Annotated in this window: 16 protein-coding genes; 5 read left to right on the top strand and 11 right to left on the bottom strand. The window is 72.0% G+C overall.

The window, feature by feature from the left end; translation table 11 throughout:
- Positions 1–346: 346 nt before the first annotated feature.
- From rlmB to KKR01S_RS10065, 3 genes are all read right to left on the bottom strand, one after another.
- Positions 347–1,333, bottom strand: a complete 987-nt coding sequence (gene rlmB, locus KKR01S_RS10075; protein WP_058730289.1) for a 23S rRNA (guanosine(2251)-2'-O)-methyltransferase RlmB — start codon at positions 1,331–1,333, stop codon at positions 347–349.
- A 94-nt stretch (positions 1,334–1,427) separates the two neighbouring features.
- A complete protein-coding gene (gene cysS, locus KKR01S_RS10070) occupies positions 1,428–2,849 on the bottom strand; it encodes a cysteine--tRNA ligase (RefSeq protein ID WP_058730288.1) in 1,422 nt (473 codons plus the stop codon).
- 140 nt (positions 2,850–2,989) lie between these two features.
- On the bottom strand, positions 2,990–3,511 hold the full coding sequence (locus KKR01S_RS10065) for a CarD family transcriptional regulator (RefSeq protein ID WP_061225921.1): 522 nt from the start codon (positions 3,509–3,511) through the stop codon (positions 2,990–2,992).
- Between the two features lie 259 nt (positions 3,512–3,770).
- Between KKR01S_RS10065 and KKR01S_RS10060 the strand changes: the two genes are divergently transcribed.
- The gene (locus KKR01S_RS10060) at positions 3,771–4,292 is read left to right on the top strand and encodes a hypothetical protein (protein ID WP_058730286.1); all 522 of its coding nucleotides are present in this window, start codon (positions 3,771–3,773) and stop codon (positions 4,290–4,292) included.
- A 117-nt stretch (positions 4,293–4,409) separates the two neighbouring features.
- On the opposite strand, the gene KKR01S_RS10055 is transcribed toward KKR01S_RS10060, so the two are convergent.
- Positions 4,410–5,090, bottom strand: coding sequence for a winged helix-turn-helix domain-containing protein (locus KKR01S_RS10055; RefSeq protein ID WP_058730285.1), 681 nt, complete (start codon positions 5,088–5,090; stop codon positions 4,410–4,412).
- Positions 5,087–6,400 (bottom strand): sensor histidine kinase, encoded by a 1,314-nt coding sequence (locus KKR01S_RS10050; RefSeq protein WP_081046161.1) that lies wholly within the window; start codon positions 6,398–6,400, stop codon positions 5,087–5,089. Before KKR01S_RS10050 ends, KKR01S_RS10055 begins: the two co-directional genes overlap by 4 nt.
- A 243-nt stretch (positions 6,401–6,643) precedes the next feature.
- Here KKR01S_RS10050 and phoU point away from each other — a divergent pair, with 243 nt between their 5' ends.
- Positions 6,644–7,306, top strand: a complete 663-nt coding sequence (gene phoU / locus KKR01S_RS10045) for a phosphate signaling complex protein PhoU (RefSeq protein ID WP_058730284.1) — start codon at positions 6,644–6,646, stop codon at positions 7,304–7,306.
- A 146-nt stretch (positions 7,307–7,452) separates the two neighbouring features.
- Here phoU and KKR01S_RS10040 read toward each other — a convergent pair whose 3' ends face one another.
- Positions 7,453–8,193 (bottom strand): phosphoglyceromutase, encoded by a 741-nt coding sequence (locus tag KKR01S_RS10040; protein ID WP_061225920.1) that lies wholly within the window; start codon positions 8,191–8,193, stop codon positions 7,453–7,455.
- 82 nt (positions 8,194–8,275) lie between these two features.
- Entirely contained in the window at positions 8,276–8,593 is a 318-nt protein-coding gene (locus KKR01S_RS10035) for a DUF2516 family protein (RefSeq protein WP_099049771.1), read from the bottom strand.
- A gap of 87 nt (positions 8,594–8,680) precedes the next feature.
- Here KKR01S_RS10035 and tmk point away from each other — a divergent pair, with 87 nt between their 5' ends.
- Together tmk and KKR01S_RS10025 are read left to right on the top strand one after the other, a co-directional pair.
- On the top strand, positions 8,681–9,403 hold the full coding sequence (tmk, locus tag KKR01S_RS10030; protein WP_081101704.1) for a dTMP kinase: 723 nt from the start codon (positions 8,681–8,683) through the stop codon (positions 9,401–9,403).
- A complete protein-coding gene (locus KKR01S_RS10025) occupies positions 9,400–10,548 on the top strand; it encodes a DNA polymerase III subunit delta' (RefSeq protein WP_061225919.1) in 1,149 nt (382 codons plus the stop codon). Before tmk ends, KKR01S_RS10025 begins: the two co-directional genes overlap by 4 nt.
- Positions 10,549–10,630: 82 nt before the next feature.
- Here KKR01S_RS10025 and KKR01S_RS10020 read toward each other — a convergent pair whose 3' ends face one another.
- The 4 genes from KKR01S_RS10020 to manA are packed head-to-tail and all read right to left on the bottom strand — an operon-like array spanning position 10,631 to position 14,803.
- Entirely contained in the window at positions 10,631–11,992 is a 1,362-nt protein-coding gene (locus tag KKR01S_RS10020; protein ID WP_081101703.1) for a PFL family protein, read from the bottom strand.
- 9 nt (positions 11,993–12,001) lie between these two features.
- Positions 12,002–12,271 carry an ACT domain-containing protein gene (locus tag KKR01S_RS10015; protein ID WP_061225918.1) on the bottom strand — a complete coding sequence of 90 codons (270 nt, stop codon included), beginning with the start codon at positions 12,269–12,271 and terminating at the stop codon, positions 12,002–12,004.
- Positions 12,268–13,614: an AI-2E family transporter gene (locus KKR01S_RS10010; protein WP_061225917.1), complete on the bottom strand. Its 1,347-nt coding sequence runs from the start codon at positions 13,612–13,614 to the stop codon at positions 12,268–12,270. The genes KKR01S_RS10015 and KKR01S_RS10010 overlap by 4 nt, the downstream gene beginning before the upstream one ends.
- Positions 13,607–14,803 carry a mannose-6-phosphate isomerase, class I gene (gene manA / locus KKR01S_RS10005; protein ID WP_061225916.1) on the bottom strand — a complete coding sequence of 399 codons (1,197 nt, stop codon included), beginning with the start codon at positions 14,801–14,803 and terminating at the stop codon, positions 13,607–13,609. Before manA ends, KKR01S_RS10010 begins: the two co-directional genes overlap by 8 nt.
- Positions 14,804–14,918: 115 nt before the next feature.
- Between manA and KKR01S_RS10000 the strand changes: the two genes are divergently transcribed.
- On the top strand, positions 14,919–16,322 hold the full coding sequence (locus KKR01S_RS10000; RefSeq protein WP_061225915.1) for a phosphomannomutase/phosphoglucomutase: 1,404 nt from the start codon (positions 14,919–14,921) through the stop codon (positions 16,320–16,322).
- The last annotated feature ends 141 nt before the right edge of the window (positions 16,323–16,463 follow it).

The raw sequence follows: 16,463 nt of genomic DNA, 5'->3' as shown, positions 1-16,463 counted from the left end.
GCCTGTCTCGGCAACGCAACTCCCGAATCTTCGGAAGCCCGCTCCCGCGGCCGCCGGATCAACTGTAGTCCAGTCTTCCCGGGCGGTCAACCCGGCGTTTCCGCCGTGTTCACCTGCTGCTCCCCTTCCTCCCACATCGTGGTCGGGCGAAGCAGCGGATCTCCACTCTAGACCATCGGATCATCCGGTGCAAGCCGGTGCCGCGGTCCACGTGGGCCGCGCCGCCGCGGACCCTTCCGGGCCTCTCGGCGACTCGGTCAACAGTACACAGGCCACCGGAGGCCGGCAAGCCGGAGGAGCATGACGTGCATCGCACTTCCCGCGGCCCCCGGCCACCCGCCTGCGCTCAGGCCGCGGCCGCCCGACGTCGGGCCACCTCGTACAGGGTGATGCCCACCGCCATCGAGGCGTTCAGGGACTCCATCGCGCTGTCGATCGGGATGGAGACGATCTGATCGCAGTTCTCCGCGACCAGCCGCGACAGGCCCTTGCCCTCGGAGCCGGCGACGATGCACAGCGGCTCCGTGGCCAGCTCCAGCTCGGGCAGGGAGACCTCGCCGTCCCCGTCCAGCCCGACCACGAACACGCCCTGGGTCTTCAGGTCCTGGATGACCCGCGTCAGGTTGGTCGCCTTCGCCACCGGGATCCGCGACGCCGCACCGGCGCTGGTCTTCCAGGCCGAGGCCGTGACACCCGCGGCCCGGCGCTCCGGGACGATGACCGCCTGCCCGGCGAAGGCCGACACGCTGCGGATCACCGCCCCCAGGTTGCGCGGATCCGTGATCCCGTCCAGGGCCACGAACAGCGGGGGACGCTGCAGACGCCCCTCCTGCCAATCCGCCATGACGGCCCGGGTCAGATCCCCGGCGTCGGGGTACTTGTACTGCGGGATCTGCAGGGCGACCCCCTGATGCACCGCGCCCTCGGTGAGCCGCTCGATCTCGCTGCGGGTGATCTCCAGGGCCGGCACGTCCAGCTTGGTCACGGTCGCGACGATCTCCTTGACCCGCTCATCGGCCTCGATGTTGGCCATGACGTACAGGTGCTTGGCGGGGATCCCCGCGCGCAGCGACTCCAGGACCGCGTTGCGCCCGGTCACCAGCTCCTCGCTCGTGCGCTTGCCGCCCAGCCGCTGGGAGGTGCGCCGGGCGGTGTTGGTGGCCTGGCGGTTGGCCGCGGCCCGCTTCATCTTGTGCGCCTTGTGATAGGGCCGGTCCTCCGCCTTGGGCGTAGGGCCCTTGCCTTCCAGGGCCTTGCGGCCGTGCCCGCCCGTGCCCTTCAGCGGACCCTTCTTGCCCTTCCGGATCGCTCCGGGTCGTCTGCTCTCAGCCATCTTCTGGTGTCCTCCGCGTCTTCGTGTCCTGCATGGGCGAGGGCCACCCGGCCCATCGCGTCGTCGTGTCCTGCGTGTGCTCCCGCCCGGAGCCTCACACGCTCCAGGTCGAGCCCTCGGGGCCGTCCTCCACCCGGACCCCGGCCGCGGCCAGCTGGTCCCGCAGCTCATCGGCGCGCGCCCACTCCCGCTGAGCCCGGGCCTGCGCGCGCTGATCCACCAGCGAGCGGACCAGGGCATCCAGGGCACGGTGCTCGGCGTCCCCGTCGGAGCCTGCCGAGCCGGCGAAGCTCATCAGCGGGCTCAGCCCGAGCACGTCGGTCATCGCCCGCACCTCGCGGGCGCGGGCCGCGGCATCCTGCGTGCGTCCCTCGGCCCGAGCGGCGTTGCCCGCGCGCACGGTCTCGTGCAGCACGGCCAGGGCCTGCGGGACGTTGAGGTCATCGTCCATCGCCTCGCCGAAGGCCTCCGGGACCTCGCCGGCCTCCGGGACCCCCGCCGCGACGAGGAAGGCCTCCACCCGCTCGACGGCGGTGCCCGCCTCCTCCAGGGAGGTCGGCCGGTAGTCCAGCACGGAGCGGTAATGGGCCTGACCCAGGTAGTAGCGCACCGCCAGGGGTCGGGCCGCGGCGAGCATATCCGCCGGAGAGACCGTGTTGCCGATGGACTTGGACATCTTCTCGCCCTCGTAGGTCACCAGCCCGTTGTGCAGCCAGAAGTTCGCGAAGCCGTATCCGGCCGCGGTGGACTGGGCCAGCTCGTTCTCGTGGTGCGGGAAGCGCAGGTCCAGCCCGCCGCCGTGGATGTCGAAGCGCTCGCCCAGATACTTCCCGGCCATCGCCGAGCACTCCAGGTGCCAGCCCGGCCGGCCTCGGCCCCACGGGGAATCCCAGGAGGCCGTCAGCGGCTCGCCCTCCTTGTGTCCCTTCCACAGGGCGAAGTCCCGGGGGTCGCGCTTGCCGCGCGGATCCGCGTCCGGGGCGTCCTGCATGTCCTCGACCCGCTGGCGGGTGAGGCTGCCGTAATCCGGCCAGGAGCGCACGTCGAAGTAGACGTCACCGGAGTCATCCAGGGCGGGGTAGGCGTGGCCGCGCTCGATCAGCCGGGCGATCAGCGCGTGCATCTCCGGGATGTGCCCGGTGGCCCGCGGCTCGTAGGTGGGCGGGTCGATGCCCAGGGCCGCGTAGGCGTCGGCGAAGACCTTCTCGAAGCGGTAGGCCAGCGCCCACCACGGCTCATCCGGGTGCTCCCCCGCGTAGCCCGGGGCACGGGAGGCCTCGGCGTTGGCGAGGATCTTGTCGTCGATGTCCGTCACGTTGCGCACCGTGGTCACCCGGTACCCGCGGTGCTGAAGCCAGCGCCGCAGCAGGTCGAAGACCAGGGCGGAGCGGACGTGGCCGATGTGCGGGGCGCCCTGGACGGTCGCGCCGCAGTAGTACAGCCGGGCCTCACCCGGATGCACGGGCTGGAAATCGCGGATGGCGGCGGTATCGGTGCTGTAGAAACGCAGACTCACCCGGCCCAGTCTACCGATGCGCCCCCGCGCGGCAGCGCCGTGCGGTCACACCGGTTCACCCGCGCACGACGACGGGCGCGCCCCCTCCGCGCGGGAAGGGGGACGCGCCCGTCGTCGGCTCCGCGGCGGGGCCGCGGAAGTCACTTCTTCGCCGGCTCGGCCTCCTGGGCGGCCTCGGTGCCCTCGGCCAGGATCTGATCCAGCTCCGCCTCCGCGGCGTCCTCGTCGATGTCCCGCGCCAGGGCCACCTCCGAGGAGAGGATCTGGCGGGCCTTGGACAGCATCCGCTTCTCCCCGGCCGACAGGCCCTTGACCTGCTCGCGACGCCACAGATCGCGCACCACCTCGGCGACCTTCAGCACGTCGCCGGAGGCCAGCTTCTCCGTGTTGGCCTTGAAGCGCCGGGACCAGTTGGCGGCCTCCTCGACATCGGAGGCCTGCAGCACGGAGATGACCTCGGCCAGGCCCTCCTCGTCGACGACGTCGCGCACCCCGACCATGTCCACGTTGTCCGCGGGGACCTCGATCGTCAGATCCCCCTGGGCCACCTGGAGCTTCAGATAGGTCTTCTCCTCGCCCTTGATCACGCGGGTCTTGATCTCCTCGATCGTGGCCGCTCCGTGATGCGGATACACGACGGTCTCGCCGACCTCAAAAAGCATATGGTCTACCCCTTTCAGCCCGCCTATCCTAGCACGCGCGTGGGCTTGCTCACCGATCCCGACCGGTCGGGCCGCAACCCGGGTGCACCGGAAGGCACCCGGGCGGCACGACGCGGCCATACCCACCGCGGGTGTCATGCTGACGCATCGTCGCCACAAGGGGCTAGACTGGGGCCGCACAGGCCCTGCCCCGGACCGCGCCCACCCGGGCGCGAGACGGACACGGCGCACCGCATCACCACATCTCGAGGAGTCCTACGTGACGTTCGCACCCCGCTCAGGCGCCCGCCGCATCGGAGCGACCGCGGCGCTGGCCGCGGCCGTGCTCACGGCCACCGCCGGCTGCGGCTACATCCACCAGCAGCCCACGACCTTCCACTACGACGCCTCCGACGGTGTGAGTGCCAACGTCGGGGACATCCGGGTGCGCAACATCATGGTCGTCGCCAACGACGCCGACTCCGAGGGCCGCCTGCTCGGCACCGTGCTCAACGGCGCGGACCGGGCGGCGACCGTCACCGTGGACACCGGCAAGGCCACCGCCCGCATCGAGGTGCCCGCCAACTCCGAGGTCCACCTCGAAGACGACGAGACCCTCGTGGACCCGGCCGGGGTGCTGCCGGGCAAGATGCTGGAGGGCACGAAGATCTCCGTGGGCGGGCAGTCCACCACCACCGACGTCCCCGTGCTCAACGGCGCGCTGGACGAGTACCGCCAGTACATCCCCGGCGGCTCCGACTACACCCCGCCGGCCAAGCCCACCGAGGGCCACGGGCACTGATGACCCCGGGGCCGAGCGCCCCTCCCCCGTCACCCGCACGCGAGAACGGCCCCGCCGCCTGCCCAGAGCAGGAGGCGGTGCCGTCGTCGTGATCGGCGGCCTTCGCCCGGCCCGGCCTCAGTCCTCGAACTTGTAGCCCAGACCCCGGACCGTGACGAGGTGGCGGGGGTGGGAGGGGTCCGGCTCGATCTTGGAGCGCAGCCGCTTGATGTGCACATCCAGGGTCTTGGTGTCCCCGACGTAGTCGCTGCCCCAGACCCGCTCGATCAGCTGCCCGCGGGTCAGCACCCGCCCGGCGTTGCGCAGCAGCAGCTCCAGCAGCTCGAACTCCTTCAGCGGCATCGACACCGCCTCCCCCTGCACGCTGACCACGTGCCGGTCCGGGTCCAGGCGCACCGGCCCACCCTGCACCACCGCGTCCACCGGATCCTCCCGATCCGTGCGGCGACGCAGCACCGCCCGGATCCGGGCCAGCAGCTCCCGGGAGGAGTACGGCTTCGTCACGTAGTCATCCGCGCCGAGCTCCAGACCCAGCACCTTGTCGATCTCCGCGTCCTTGGCCGTGAGCATGATGATCGGCACGGAGGAGCGCTGACGCAGCTGGCGGCACACCTCGGTGCCCGACTGCCCGGGCAGCATCAGATCCAGCAGCACCAGATCCGCCCCGGAGCGCTCGAAGCGCTCGACGGCGTCCAGGCCGTCCTCGCTGACCGTCACCTCGAAGCCCTCCCTGCCCAGCAGGAAGGCCAGCGGCTCGCTCAGGGCCTGCTCATCCTCCACCACCAAGATCCTCGTCATGCTCCGGTCTCCTCCTTCCGGTCCCGGAGCCTGCCGGGACCGACCTCGTGTGCGTGTGCTGTGCGTGCTGCGGTCTCGGCCGGCGCGGGCACGCGCCCCGGGGTGGCCGGGGCGGTGAGCACCTCCACCGGCGGGGCCGGGGAACCCGCGGGGATGCCGTCGCCCTCGGCCAGCTCGCGCTGGGCCTGCTCATCCACCTCCGGCAGGCTCATGGTGAACGTGGAGCCCTGCCCGGGGGTGGACCAGACGCTGATCTCCCCGCCGTGCTGGGCCGTCACGTGCTTGACGATCGACAGTCCCAGGCCCGTCCCGCCGGTCTGCCGGGAGCGGGCGGCGTCGACCCGGTAGAACCGCTCGAAGATCCGATCCTGCTCCGCCTCGGGGATGCCCGGGCCCTGATCCTTGACCGAGATGCGCACCGTGCCGTCCTTGGAGCGGATCCCCACCCCGATCCGGGTGTTCTCCGGGGAGTAGCGGATCGCGTTGTCGATGAGGTTGCGCAGCGCCGTCATGAGCATCTCCGGGTCCCCGTGCACCGGGCGCGGCGCCGTGCCGCCGATGCGCAGGGAGATGGACTTGGCCTCGGCCGGCAGCCGGTTGCGGTCCACGGCCTCGCGCACCGTCCGGTTCACATCCACCACCCGGCCCTCCTGGACCACGTCCGTGCCCTGCAGGCGGGAGAGCTCGATGACGTCGTGCACCAGGGCCGTGAGCCGCTCGGACTCCTTGTGCAGGCGGCGGGTGAAGTGGCGCACGGCCTCCTCGTCCCCGGCCGCGGAGTCGATGGCCTCGGCGAGCAGACGCACCGCGCCCACCGGCGTCTTCAGCTCGTGGGAGACGTTGGCGACGAAGTCCGTGCGGATCGCCTGGGCCCGGGTGATCTCCGTGCGGTCATCGGCCAGCAGCAGGATGTACTCATCGGCCACCGGCGCGATGCGCACGTTGAGGATGAGCACCGAGCGGCCCGAGGCGCCGCGGGAGATCTCCACGGTGCGCTCCACGATGACGCCGCTGCGCCGGACCTGGCGGATCAGCTCCACCAGCTCCTCCTGCACGATCTCGTGCCCGCGCACCAGGCCGTAGGCGTAGGAGGCCTGCGAGGCGCGCACGACGCCGTCCACCGCGTCCACCACCACGTAGGCCCGGCCCACGACGGCCAGCACCTGCGCGGCGCCGTCGCTGATGACCGGCTCCTCCACCAGGGCCCAATCCGAGCGCTGGCGGTCGCTGCGACGCATGGCGACGTGGCTGAGCAGGCCCAGCCCAGCGCCGATCAGACCGCACAGCACGGCGATGGCTACGGGACTCACGGGCACCAGCTTAGCGGGGCGCCTGCGCCCATCGGCCTCCGACGACGCCCGGCACCGGAGGTTCACCTGCCGTTCATCCCCGCGCGCCCCGCCCGTTCATCCCGGCCCGGCACCATGGGAGACCGATGCGCCCCGCCGCGTCCCTCGCCGCACCATCGCGGCGTCGGGCACCCGCGGGGCGGCCCCACCCACCATGAGCGCCCCGCAGACCGAGAGCCCGGGCGCAGGAAAGGACCGAGCACCGTGCGCACCGTCTTCCAGGCCGAGCTCCAGCAGATCGGCGAGGACCTCGTGGAGATCTCCGATCTGGTGCGCGCCGCACTGATCCGGGCCTCCGAATCCCTGTTCGAGGCCGACGTCGAGCTGGCCGAGGAGGTCATCTCCGATGATGCCCGGATCGACCTGCGCCAGACCCAGCTGGATGAGCGCGCGATCGACCTGCTGGCCCTGCAGGCCCCGGTGGCCTCGGATCTGCGCCGCATCGTCGCGGCCCTGCGGATGAGCGCGTCCCTGGAGCGCATGGGGGATCTGGCCCGGCACCTGTCCCAGACCGCGCGGCTGCGCTACCCCGAGTCCGTCATCCCGGAGCCCCTGCTGGGGACCTTCCGGGAGATGGCGGACCTGGACCTGCGCATCGTGGAGGCGGTGACCCGGCTGCTCACGAGCCAGGACCTGGCCGACGCCGACGCGATCCACACCGCGAAGGCCCGGCTGAACGAGCTGCACGCCTCCGTGTTCGGGTCGGTGGCCGAGGGCGGCTGGTCCCCGGAGACGACCGTGGACATCGCCCTGGTCTCCCGGTACCTGGAGCGCTTCGGGGACCACGGCGTCGCGGTGGCCCGGAAGGTGGCCTACCTGGTCACCGGGGAGTGGGACGCCGGGCGGGACCTGCCCTCCGCCCCCTGAGCCCGGCCGGCCGATCGGCCGGAGGCACGACCCGGCTCAGGATGGGGCCGGGCACCGAGCATCCCCGCAGAGACGGAGGAAGGGGCCCGCACCGAGCGACTCGGTGCGGGCCCCTTCCCCCGTGGGCGCCGGGTGCGGCGGACGGGCTACTTGCCCTGGTTCGCCACGGCCTTGATGGCCTCCTCGGCGTTGGGATCCAGGTACTCGCCGGGCTTGACGGGCTTCAGGTCCTCGTCCAGCTCGTAGTACAGCGGGATGCCGGTCGGGATGTTCAGCCCGGAGATGTCCTCATCCGAGATGCCGTCCAGGTGCTTGACCAGCGCGCGCAGGGAGTTCCCGTGCGCGGCGACCAGCACGGTCTTGCCGGTCTTCAGGTCCGGGACGATGCCGTCCTTCCAGTACGGCAACATCCGCTCGAGCACGTCCTTGAGGCACTCGGTGCGGGGGGCGTCGGCCACGTCCGCGTAGCGGGGGTCATGGGCCTGGGAGAACTCGTCGTCGTCCTCGATGGCCGGCGGCGGCACGTCGTAGGAGCGGCGCCACTGCATGAACTGGTCCTCGCCGTACTTCTCGCGGATCTCGGACTTGTTCTTGCCCTGCAGCGCGCCGTAGTGCCGCTCGTTCAGGCGCCAGCTGCGCTTGACGGGGATCCACAGGCGGTCCGCCTCATCCAGGGCGATGTTCGCGGTGTTCATCGCCCGGCGCAGCAGCGAGGTGTGCACGACCTCGGGCAGGATGTCGCGCTCCTTCAGCAGCGCGCCGCCCTTCTTCGCCTCCGCGCGTCCCTGCTCGGACAGGGGGACATCCACCCATCCCGTGAACAGGTTCTCCTTGTTCCATTCGCTCTGTCCGTGCCGCAGCAGCACGAGCTTGTATGTCTCAGCCATGCCCCCATTCTCGCACCGACGGCGGGGTCAGGGAAGGACCGGCACGGGGTGCGCCGCCTCGCACCGGGTGGGGACGCGGCTCTCAGCGCCGACGCCGCGGGGCCACCTCCGGCTTCACATCCGCCAGGTACACCCCGACGATCACGGCCGCTACCAGCTGCAGGAACAGGGAGGAGCTGCCGCCGCCGAAGGAGGTCCACGCCGAGAGCAGCGCGACCAGCAGGCTGCCGCCGGTCAGCGCCAGCCAGAAGCCCTTGGTCCGCTTGCCCATGACCTCGAAGGCGCTGGGCTGGGCGGAGACCGCGGTGACGAAGGCGTAGATCGCCAGCACGACCAGCAGCAGGGCCAGGGCGAGGTTGATGCCGAATTCCAGGGCCATCACGATGCGCAGCACGAACATGTGCCACAGCCTAGCCGAGACCCCCGCCGCACGGGCTGTCCCCAGCCGCCCCGCGGCCGCGGGGCGGGGTTCGGATACCCTGGGCAGGTGACTGACGCGCTGAGCTACCACCCTGAGGCCCCGGGCACCGCCGACCAGGCCCTGCCCGGGACGTTCCTGGCCCTGGAGGGCGGGGACGGCGGCGGCAAGTCCACCCAGGCCCGGCTGCTGGCCCAGCGCCTGGAGGCCGCCGGGGCCGACGTCGTGCTGACCCGCGAACCCGGCGGCACCCCCCTCGGCGAGCGCGTCCGCAAGCTGCTCCTGGACCCCGACCACGGCGAGATGGACGCCCGCGCGGAGGCCCTGCTCTACGCCGCGGCCCGCGCCGCCCACGCACAGCAGACCATCCGCCCGGCCCTGGCCCGCGGGGCCGTGGTGATCTGCGACCGCTACCTGGACTCCTCCGCGGCCTACCAGGGCGCCGGACGCGGCCTCGGCGAGCAGACGATCGCGGACCTGTCCCGCTGGGCCACCCGCGAGCTGCTGCCGGATATGACCCTGTTCCTCCAGGTGCCCGACGACGACGCCCGGGCCCGCCTGGCCGCCCGCGGTGCGGCCCCGGACCGGCTGGAGGCCGAACCGGACGCCTTCCGCGCCCGCACCGCGGACGCTTTCCGGGCCCTGGCCGCCCGCGGCGGGAACCGTCAGGCCGTGGACGGGCGGGGCGAGGTGGCCGAGGTGGCCGCGCGCATCGACGCCGTGATCGGCGAGCACCTGCCGTACCTGGGTGCGCTGCTCACCGGTACCGCTGCGCCGGAGGCTCGGGCGTGAGCGTCTGGGATCAGCTGGTGGGCCAGGAGGCGGCCGTGGCCCAGCTGCGTCGGGCGGCCGCCCAGAGCGCCCCGGCCCACGCCTGGCTGTTCACCGGCCCGCCCGGCTCCGGGCGCTCCACCGCCGCCCGCGCCCTGGCCGCGGCCCTGCTGTGCGACCAGGAGGATCCGGGCGAGCGCGGCTGCGGGCGGTGCCGCTCCTGCCGCACCACGATGGCCGGCTCCCACGCCGACGTCACGGACTTCGCCACCGAGAACCTCACGATCAAGATCGAGGAGGCCCGGGACCTGGTGGTGCGCGCCCAGGACCGGCCCGCCGTCGGGCGCTGGCGGATCATCATCGTGGAGGACGCGGACCGGATGCCCGAGCGCACCTCCAACGTGCTGCTCAAGGCCATCGAGGAGCCGCCGCCGCACACCGTGTGGCTGCTGTGCGCGCCCAGCCCGGTGGACGTGCTGGTGACCATCCGCTCCCGGTGCCGGCCCGTGCGCCTGAAGGTCCCCGCCCCCGAGGAGGTGGCTCGACTGCTCAGCCGGCGCGACGGCGTCGAGGAGACCACCGCGCTGCAGGCGGCCCGCCTGGCCCAGGGGCACGTGGGCATCGCCCGGCGTCTGGCCCTGGATCCGCAGGCCCGCCAGCGCCGGGAGGACGTGGTGCGCCTGCCGCTGGGTCTGGACGGGATCGGGGCGGCCGTGGCCGCGGCGGATCGGCTGATCGCCACCGCGGAGGCGGAGGCCGCCGCGGATGCCGAGGAGCGCAACGAAGCCGAGCGGGCGCAGCTGCTGGTCAGCCTGGGCGCCCCGGAGTCTGGGCGGCTGCCGCCGAACATCCAGGCGGCGGTGCGCCGACTGGAGGAGGACCAGAAGCGCCGCTCCCGGCGCATCCAGGTGGACACCCTGGATCGCTTCCTCATCGACCTGTCCACCTTCTACCGGGACGTGCTGACCCTGCAGCTGGAGTCCGGCTCCACCCTGGTCAACCGGCACCTGCAGCGGGAGCTGGCCGACTACGCGCTGAACTCCTCCCCCGAGCGGACGCTGGAGCAGCTGGACACCATCGCCCTGACCCGCCGGCGGATCTCCACCAACGCCAACCCGCGCCTGGCCTTCGAGGCGATGGCCGCGGCCCTGATGCTGCGGCACTGACGGCGCGGGGGCCGTCGGAGCGCCGACGCCGCGGGCGGGCCGGGCGCCGAGCCGGCGGGGCCCGGGCCCGCCCCGAAAGGCCTCAGTTGCGGAAGCCGTGCACCGGGGAGGGGATGGTCCCGGAGCGGGCGACGAAGACCTCCGGGGACGCCTCGTGCACCGGCATCACCGGGGCCCGGCCCAGCAGGCCGCCGAACTCCACCATCTCCCCGACCCCCAGCCCGATCGCCGGGATCAGGCGCACCGCGGTGGTCTTGTGGTTCATCACCCCGATCGCAGCCTCATCGGCGATCATCGCGGACAGCGTGGCCGCGGAGGTCTGCCCCGGCACGGCCACCATGTCCAAGCCCACCGAGCAGATCGCCGTCATCGCCTCGAGCTTGTCCAAGGTGATCGCCCCGGCCGCGGCGGCCTCGATCATCCCGATGTCCTCCGAGACGGGGATGAAGGACCCGGACAGCCCGCCCACCCGGGAGCAGGCCATCAGCCCGCCCTTCTTCATCGCGTCGTTGAGCAGCGCCAGAGCCGCCGTCGTCCCGTGGGTGCCGACCGTCTCCAGGCCCAGCTCCTCCAGGACCCGGGCCACCGAATCCCCGACCTCCGCGGTGGGCGCCAGGGACAGGTCCACGATCCCGAACTCCGTGTCCAGGCGCTGGGAGGCCAGGGACCCGACCAGCTGCCCCACCCGGGTGATCTTGAACGCGGCCTTCTTGATGGTCTCCGCGGCCACATCCAGCGGGGCGCCGGGCACCTTCTCCAGGGCCCGCTTGACCACCCCCGGCCCGGACACGCCCACCGAGACCACGGTGTCCGCCTCCTGCACCCCGTGGAAGGCGCCGGCCATGAACGGGTTGTCCGAGACCGCGTTGGCGAAGACCACCAGCTTGGCGCACCCGAAGCCGTGGGCATCGGCCGTCAGCTCCGCGGTCTCGCGGATCACCTCGCCCATGGTGCGCACCGCGTTCATGTTGATCCCGGCGCGGGAGGAGCCGATGTCCACGGAGGAGCACACGACGTCGGTCTCGGCCAGGGCCTGGGGGATCGAGGCCATCAGGGCCCGGTCCGCCGGCGTCGCGCCCTTGTCCGCCAGGGCGGAGAACCCGCCGATGAAGTCCACCCCCACGGCCTTGGCCGCGGCGTCCAGGGTGCGGGCGTACTCGGTGAGGTCCTGCTCCCCGCTGGCGGCGGCCACCAGCGCGATCGGGGTGACCGCGACCCGCTTGTTGATGATCGGGATGCCCAGCTCCCGTTCGATCCCCTGGCACACCTGCACCAGCCGGGCCGCGCGCGTGGTGATCTTCTCGTAGATCCGACGCCGGGCGGTGTCCCCATCCCCGTCGATGCAGTCCAGCAGGGAGATGCCCATCGTGACCGTGCGGATGTCGAGGCGGTCCTCCTCGATCATCTGGATGGTCTCGAGGATGTTCGCGTTGGTGTCGATCATGCGGGCCCCCTAGAGCTGGTGCATCGCGTCGAAGATGGCCTCGGACTGGATGCGCACGATCACGCCCGTCTGCTCCTGCACCGCGGCCATGTCCTCCTGGATCGCCTCGATGGAGCCGGCGGCGTCGTCGAAGGAGCCCTGCATGATCATGGTGAAGTACCCGTCCATGAGGGTCTGGGAGACGTTGAGGATGTTCACCTCCAGCGCGGCCAGGCGGGTGGCGACCGCGGCGATGATGCCCACGCGGTCCGGGCCGGTGACGGTCAGGATGATCTTCATGGCTGCTCCTCGGTGTGCTGCCGGGTGGATGGGGTCTCGGTGGGGTGCGGGGCCTCCCGGCCGTAGGCCCGGCGCAGGGAGATCCGCCCGTCGTCGTTGATCATGCGGGCCGTGCCGCGCAGGTCGATGGGACGGCCGCGGGAGTCGAAGGCGATGCCCACCCACCGCGAGCGCGGATCCGAATCGATGAGCACGGCCTTGAAGAACAGGGTCAGCGGCACCGCGAGGATCGCGCCGAGCGGCCCGATGACGGCGGACCAGAACATCAGGGACAGGAACGTGACCGTGGTGTTCAGCCCGACGGCGTCGCCGGTGATCTTCGGCTGGATCACCGCCTGGGCGACGAAGTTGATCATGGAGAACCAGACGATGACCCACAGCGCGGTGGCCGGGCCGCCGTCGAGCAGGCCCAGCAGCGCCGGGGGGATCACCCCGATGACGAAGCCGATGTTGGGGATGTAGTTGGTGACGAAGGCGAACACGCCCCACGTGAAAGCCAGGGGCACCCCCAGCCACAGCAGCACCAGCCAGTCCAGGGCCGCGACGATCGCACCGAACACGGTGTTGACGATCCAGTACTTGGAGGTGCGGCGGGAGAAGTCCTCGAAGGCCTGGCCCAGCCCCTGCTGGGCGGCCAGCAGCTGGCCCCGGCGGCCCTGGATGATCGTGGAGTCGATCATGAGGAAGGCCACGACCATGACGAGCACGAACAGCTGCGAGCCGACCGAGGACAGCCCGGTCAGCACGGTGGTCAGGGCGGTGATGATGCGGCTGGGCTGGGCGTATTCCAGCACCGAGTTGCCGAGGTCCGTCTCGTTGATGCCCCACTGGGTCAGCAGATCCCGCAGCTGCACGTAGAGGGTCTGGAACTTCCCGGCGTAGTCCGGGGCCTTCTCCACCAGGGCCATCACGGAGTAGGCCATGGACCCGACGATGGCCAACAGGATGGCGTACAGCAGCACCGCCACACCCGCGCCGGCGATCCAGCCCGGCACCTTCCGGTCCGTCAGCCACAGCCGCAGGGGACGCACCGCGATGACCAGGGAGAAGGCGAGGAAGGCCGGACCGAAGACGTCCGCGACGTACTGCAGTCCCACCATGAGCACGACGAGCCCGGCCAGGGTCAGCACGGAGACCGCGCCCAGGGGCGCTCCCGGGCGGGGGGTTGCCGCCGGGTCCGCCTCCACCGCCTGCGGCTCGTCCTGCCAGGGGGCCAGGTCGCTGCGGTGCGGCGTGATGGGGCGGGCGGAGTCGGTCCGTTCGGGGTCCTGGGCGGCTGCCTCCGGATCCTGGGCGGACGCCGTGGAGCCCTGGGCGGGCTCGGCCGGGCGCGGCTCAGACATGGCTGGCGCAGTACAGTCGGCCGGCCCCGGTCAGGACCAGGTCATCCGGGGTGCCGGTGTGCAGCAGGGAGTCGGTGCCGCGCAGCCGGTGGACGACGCCGTCCGGGCCGGTCACCTCGACCTCGCCGTCGGTGCACAGCAGGGCGGAAAGCCCCTCGCAGCGGAAGCTCAGCGGCTCCTGGCCGTCCAGATCCAGCCGGGTCACGCTCAGCGCGGGGTCCCAGGTGGCGTAGCGGTGCACGCCCGGGGCCGCCTCCTCGGGTCCGCGCAGCGGCGGGGCCGGCTGATCCGGAACCAGCACGGTGAGCATCTGCTCCACGTCCACGTGCTTGGGCGTCAGGCCCGCGCGCATGACGTTGTCGGAGGCCTCCATGATCTCCACGGCCGTGCCGGAGACGTAGGCGTGCACCTGCCCGGCGGGGGTGTGCGCGGACTGGCCCGGCTCCAGGAACAGCTGGTTCATGGCCGTGGCCACGAGGATGCCCCGGTCCCCCGGGTAGGCCTCATCCAGCAGCAGCACCAGGTCCGCCAGGGCGGTGATCCGCTCCCCGGCGGCCTCCTGGTGGGCGGGGGTGTGGTGCGGGTCGAAGGGGTGCTCGGCCGCCCAGTCCCGGGCCGCGGCCACCGTGACCTGCAGGTCCCGGGCCGCGGCGGCGTCGTCGGCGTCGAAGATGGCGCGGATCAGGGCGGCGGCGTCCAGCTGCGCCTTCTCCGCCAGCCACCGCAGATCCAGGGCCTCGGCGATCTCGCGCAGCTGCTCGGCCGGGCGGATGCCGGTGAGGATGCGCACCGGGGAGACGGCGATGACGGTCTCCGGCTTGGCGCCGCGATCCCTGTAATTGCGATGCGGGGCATCCACCGGGACCCCGGCGGCCTCCTCCGCGGCGAAGCCGGCCTCGGCCTGCTCCCGGGAGGGGTGCACCTGCAGGGACAGCGGGGCGGCGATCGCCAGGATCTTGAACAGGAAGGGGAAGCGCTCCGCACCCTCGGGCAGGAACCGATCCGGCTCGGCCTCCACCGCCTCGGCCAGGGAGCGCTCGACTCCGTCCTGCACCAGGACGGACGGGGACTTGGGATGCGCGCCGACCCACAGCTCGGCCTCCGGCTCCGGGGCGGGCACGGGGGCGCCCCGCATCTGCGCGAGCGTGTCCCGGGTGCCCCAGGCGTAGTGCTGGATCGGATTGCGCATGGCATGAAGGTGGCCCATGGTCCCCCATGAAACCACACCGGGCGGGAGCATCGGGCGTCACCCGCGCCGGTGCATCTCCAGGCCGGGCGGGGGCTCACCGGCTAGAGTGGGCGCCGTGAGCATTGATCTTTCCGAATCCTTCAAGGCCTACGATGTCCGCGGCATCGTGGGCGAGACCATCACCGCCGAGACCGTGGAGGCCACCGCCGCCGCGTTCGTGGACGTGCAGGACCTGGCCGGGACCACCGTGCTGGTGGGCGGGGACATGCGCCCCAGCTCCCCGGAGTTCATGGACGCCTTCGCCCGCGGGGCCACCGCACGCGGGGCCGACGTCGTGAAGATCGGGCTGATCTCCACGGACGAGCTGTACTTCGCCTGCGGCGTGTTCGACGCCCCCGGGGTCACCTTCACCGCCTCCCACAACCCGGCGCAGTACAACGGGATGAAGATGGCCAAGGCCGGTGCGGTGCCCGTCTCCTCCGAGACCGGGCTGTACGAGATCCGGGACCTGGCCCAGCGCTACCTGGACGACGGCGTCCCCGCCGGTGAGCGCACCGGGACCGTGGAGGAGCGGGACATCCTGGCCGACTACGCCCGGTACCTGCGCGACCTGGTGGACCTGTCCGGGATCCGGAAGCTGAAGGTCGTGGTGGACGCCGGCAACGGCATGGGCGGGATGACCACCCCGGCCGTGCTGGGCGATGCGAAGCTGGAGGCCCTGCCCCTGGAGATCGTGCCCCTGTACTTCGAGCTGGACGGCACCTTCCCCAACCACCCGGCCAACCCGCTGGAGCCGGCCAACCTGCGGGACCTGCAGGCCGCCGTCGTGGAGCACGGGGCGTACATCGGCCTGGCCTTCGACGGGGACGCGGACCGCTGCTTCGTGATCGACGAGAAGGGCGAGCCGGTGACCCCCTCCGCGATCGCCGCGCTGGTGGCCGAGCGGGAGATCGCCCGCGCGCAGGCCGACGGGAACGAGCAGCCGGTGATCATCTTCAACCTGATCACCTCCAAGGCCGTGCCGGAGCTGGTGGAGGCCAAGGGCGGGCGCCCGGTGAAGACCCGCGTGGGCCACTCCTTCATCAAGGCCGTGATGGCCGCCGAGCACGGGGTGTTCGGCGGGGAGCACTCCGCGCACTACTACTTCAAGGACTTCTTCAACGCGGACACCGGCATGCTCGCCGCGATGCACGTGCTGGCCGCCCTGGGCGGGCAGGACAAGCCCCTGTCCGAGCTGGCCGCGGCCTACAGCCCGTACGCGGCCTCCGGGGAGATCAACTCGACCATCGAGGACAAGGCCGCCGCGGTGGATCGGGTGCGCGCGGCCCTGGCCGGGGAGGACGTGGAGGTGGAGGATTCCGACGGGACCACCTTCACCCACCGCACCGAGGGCTGGTGGTTCAACCTGCGCCCGTCCAACACCGAGCCCTTCCTGCGCCTGAACGTGGAGGCCCCGGACACCGCGACCATGGAGCGGGTGCGCGACCGGGTGCTGGGCCTGGTGCGGCAGGAGGGGTAGGGCTTTCCTCCCCTGCGCCTTCGCCTGCGCGCCGCTCCGCGCCTTCACCGACCCGGCGCTTTCGTGCAGGCTCCTCACCGACCCGGCGCTCTCGTTCCCGGAAATCGCGTTTTCGGGAACGAGCGCGCCGGGTCGGTGCAT

The sequence above is a fragment of the Rothia kristinae NBRC 15354 genome (assembly GCF_001570865.1).
In the GTDB taxonomy this organism is placed as follows: domain Bacteria; phylum Actinomycetota; class Actinomycetes; order Actinomycetales; family Micrococcaceae; genus Rothia; species Rothia kristinae.
This window is presented reverse-complemented; position numbering and strand designations above follow the sequence as displayed.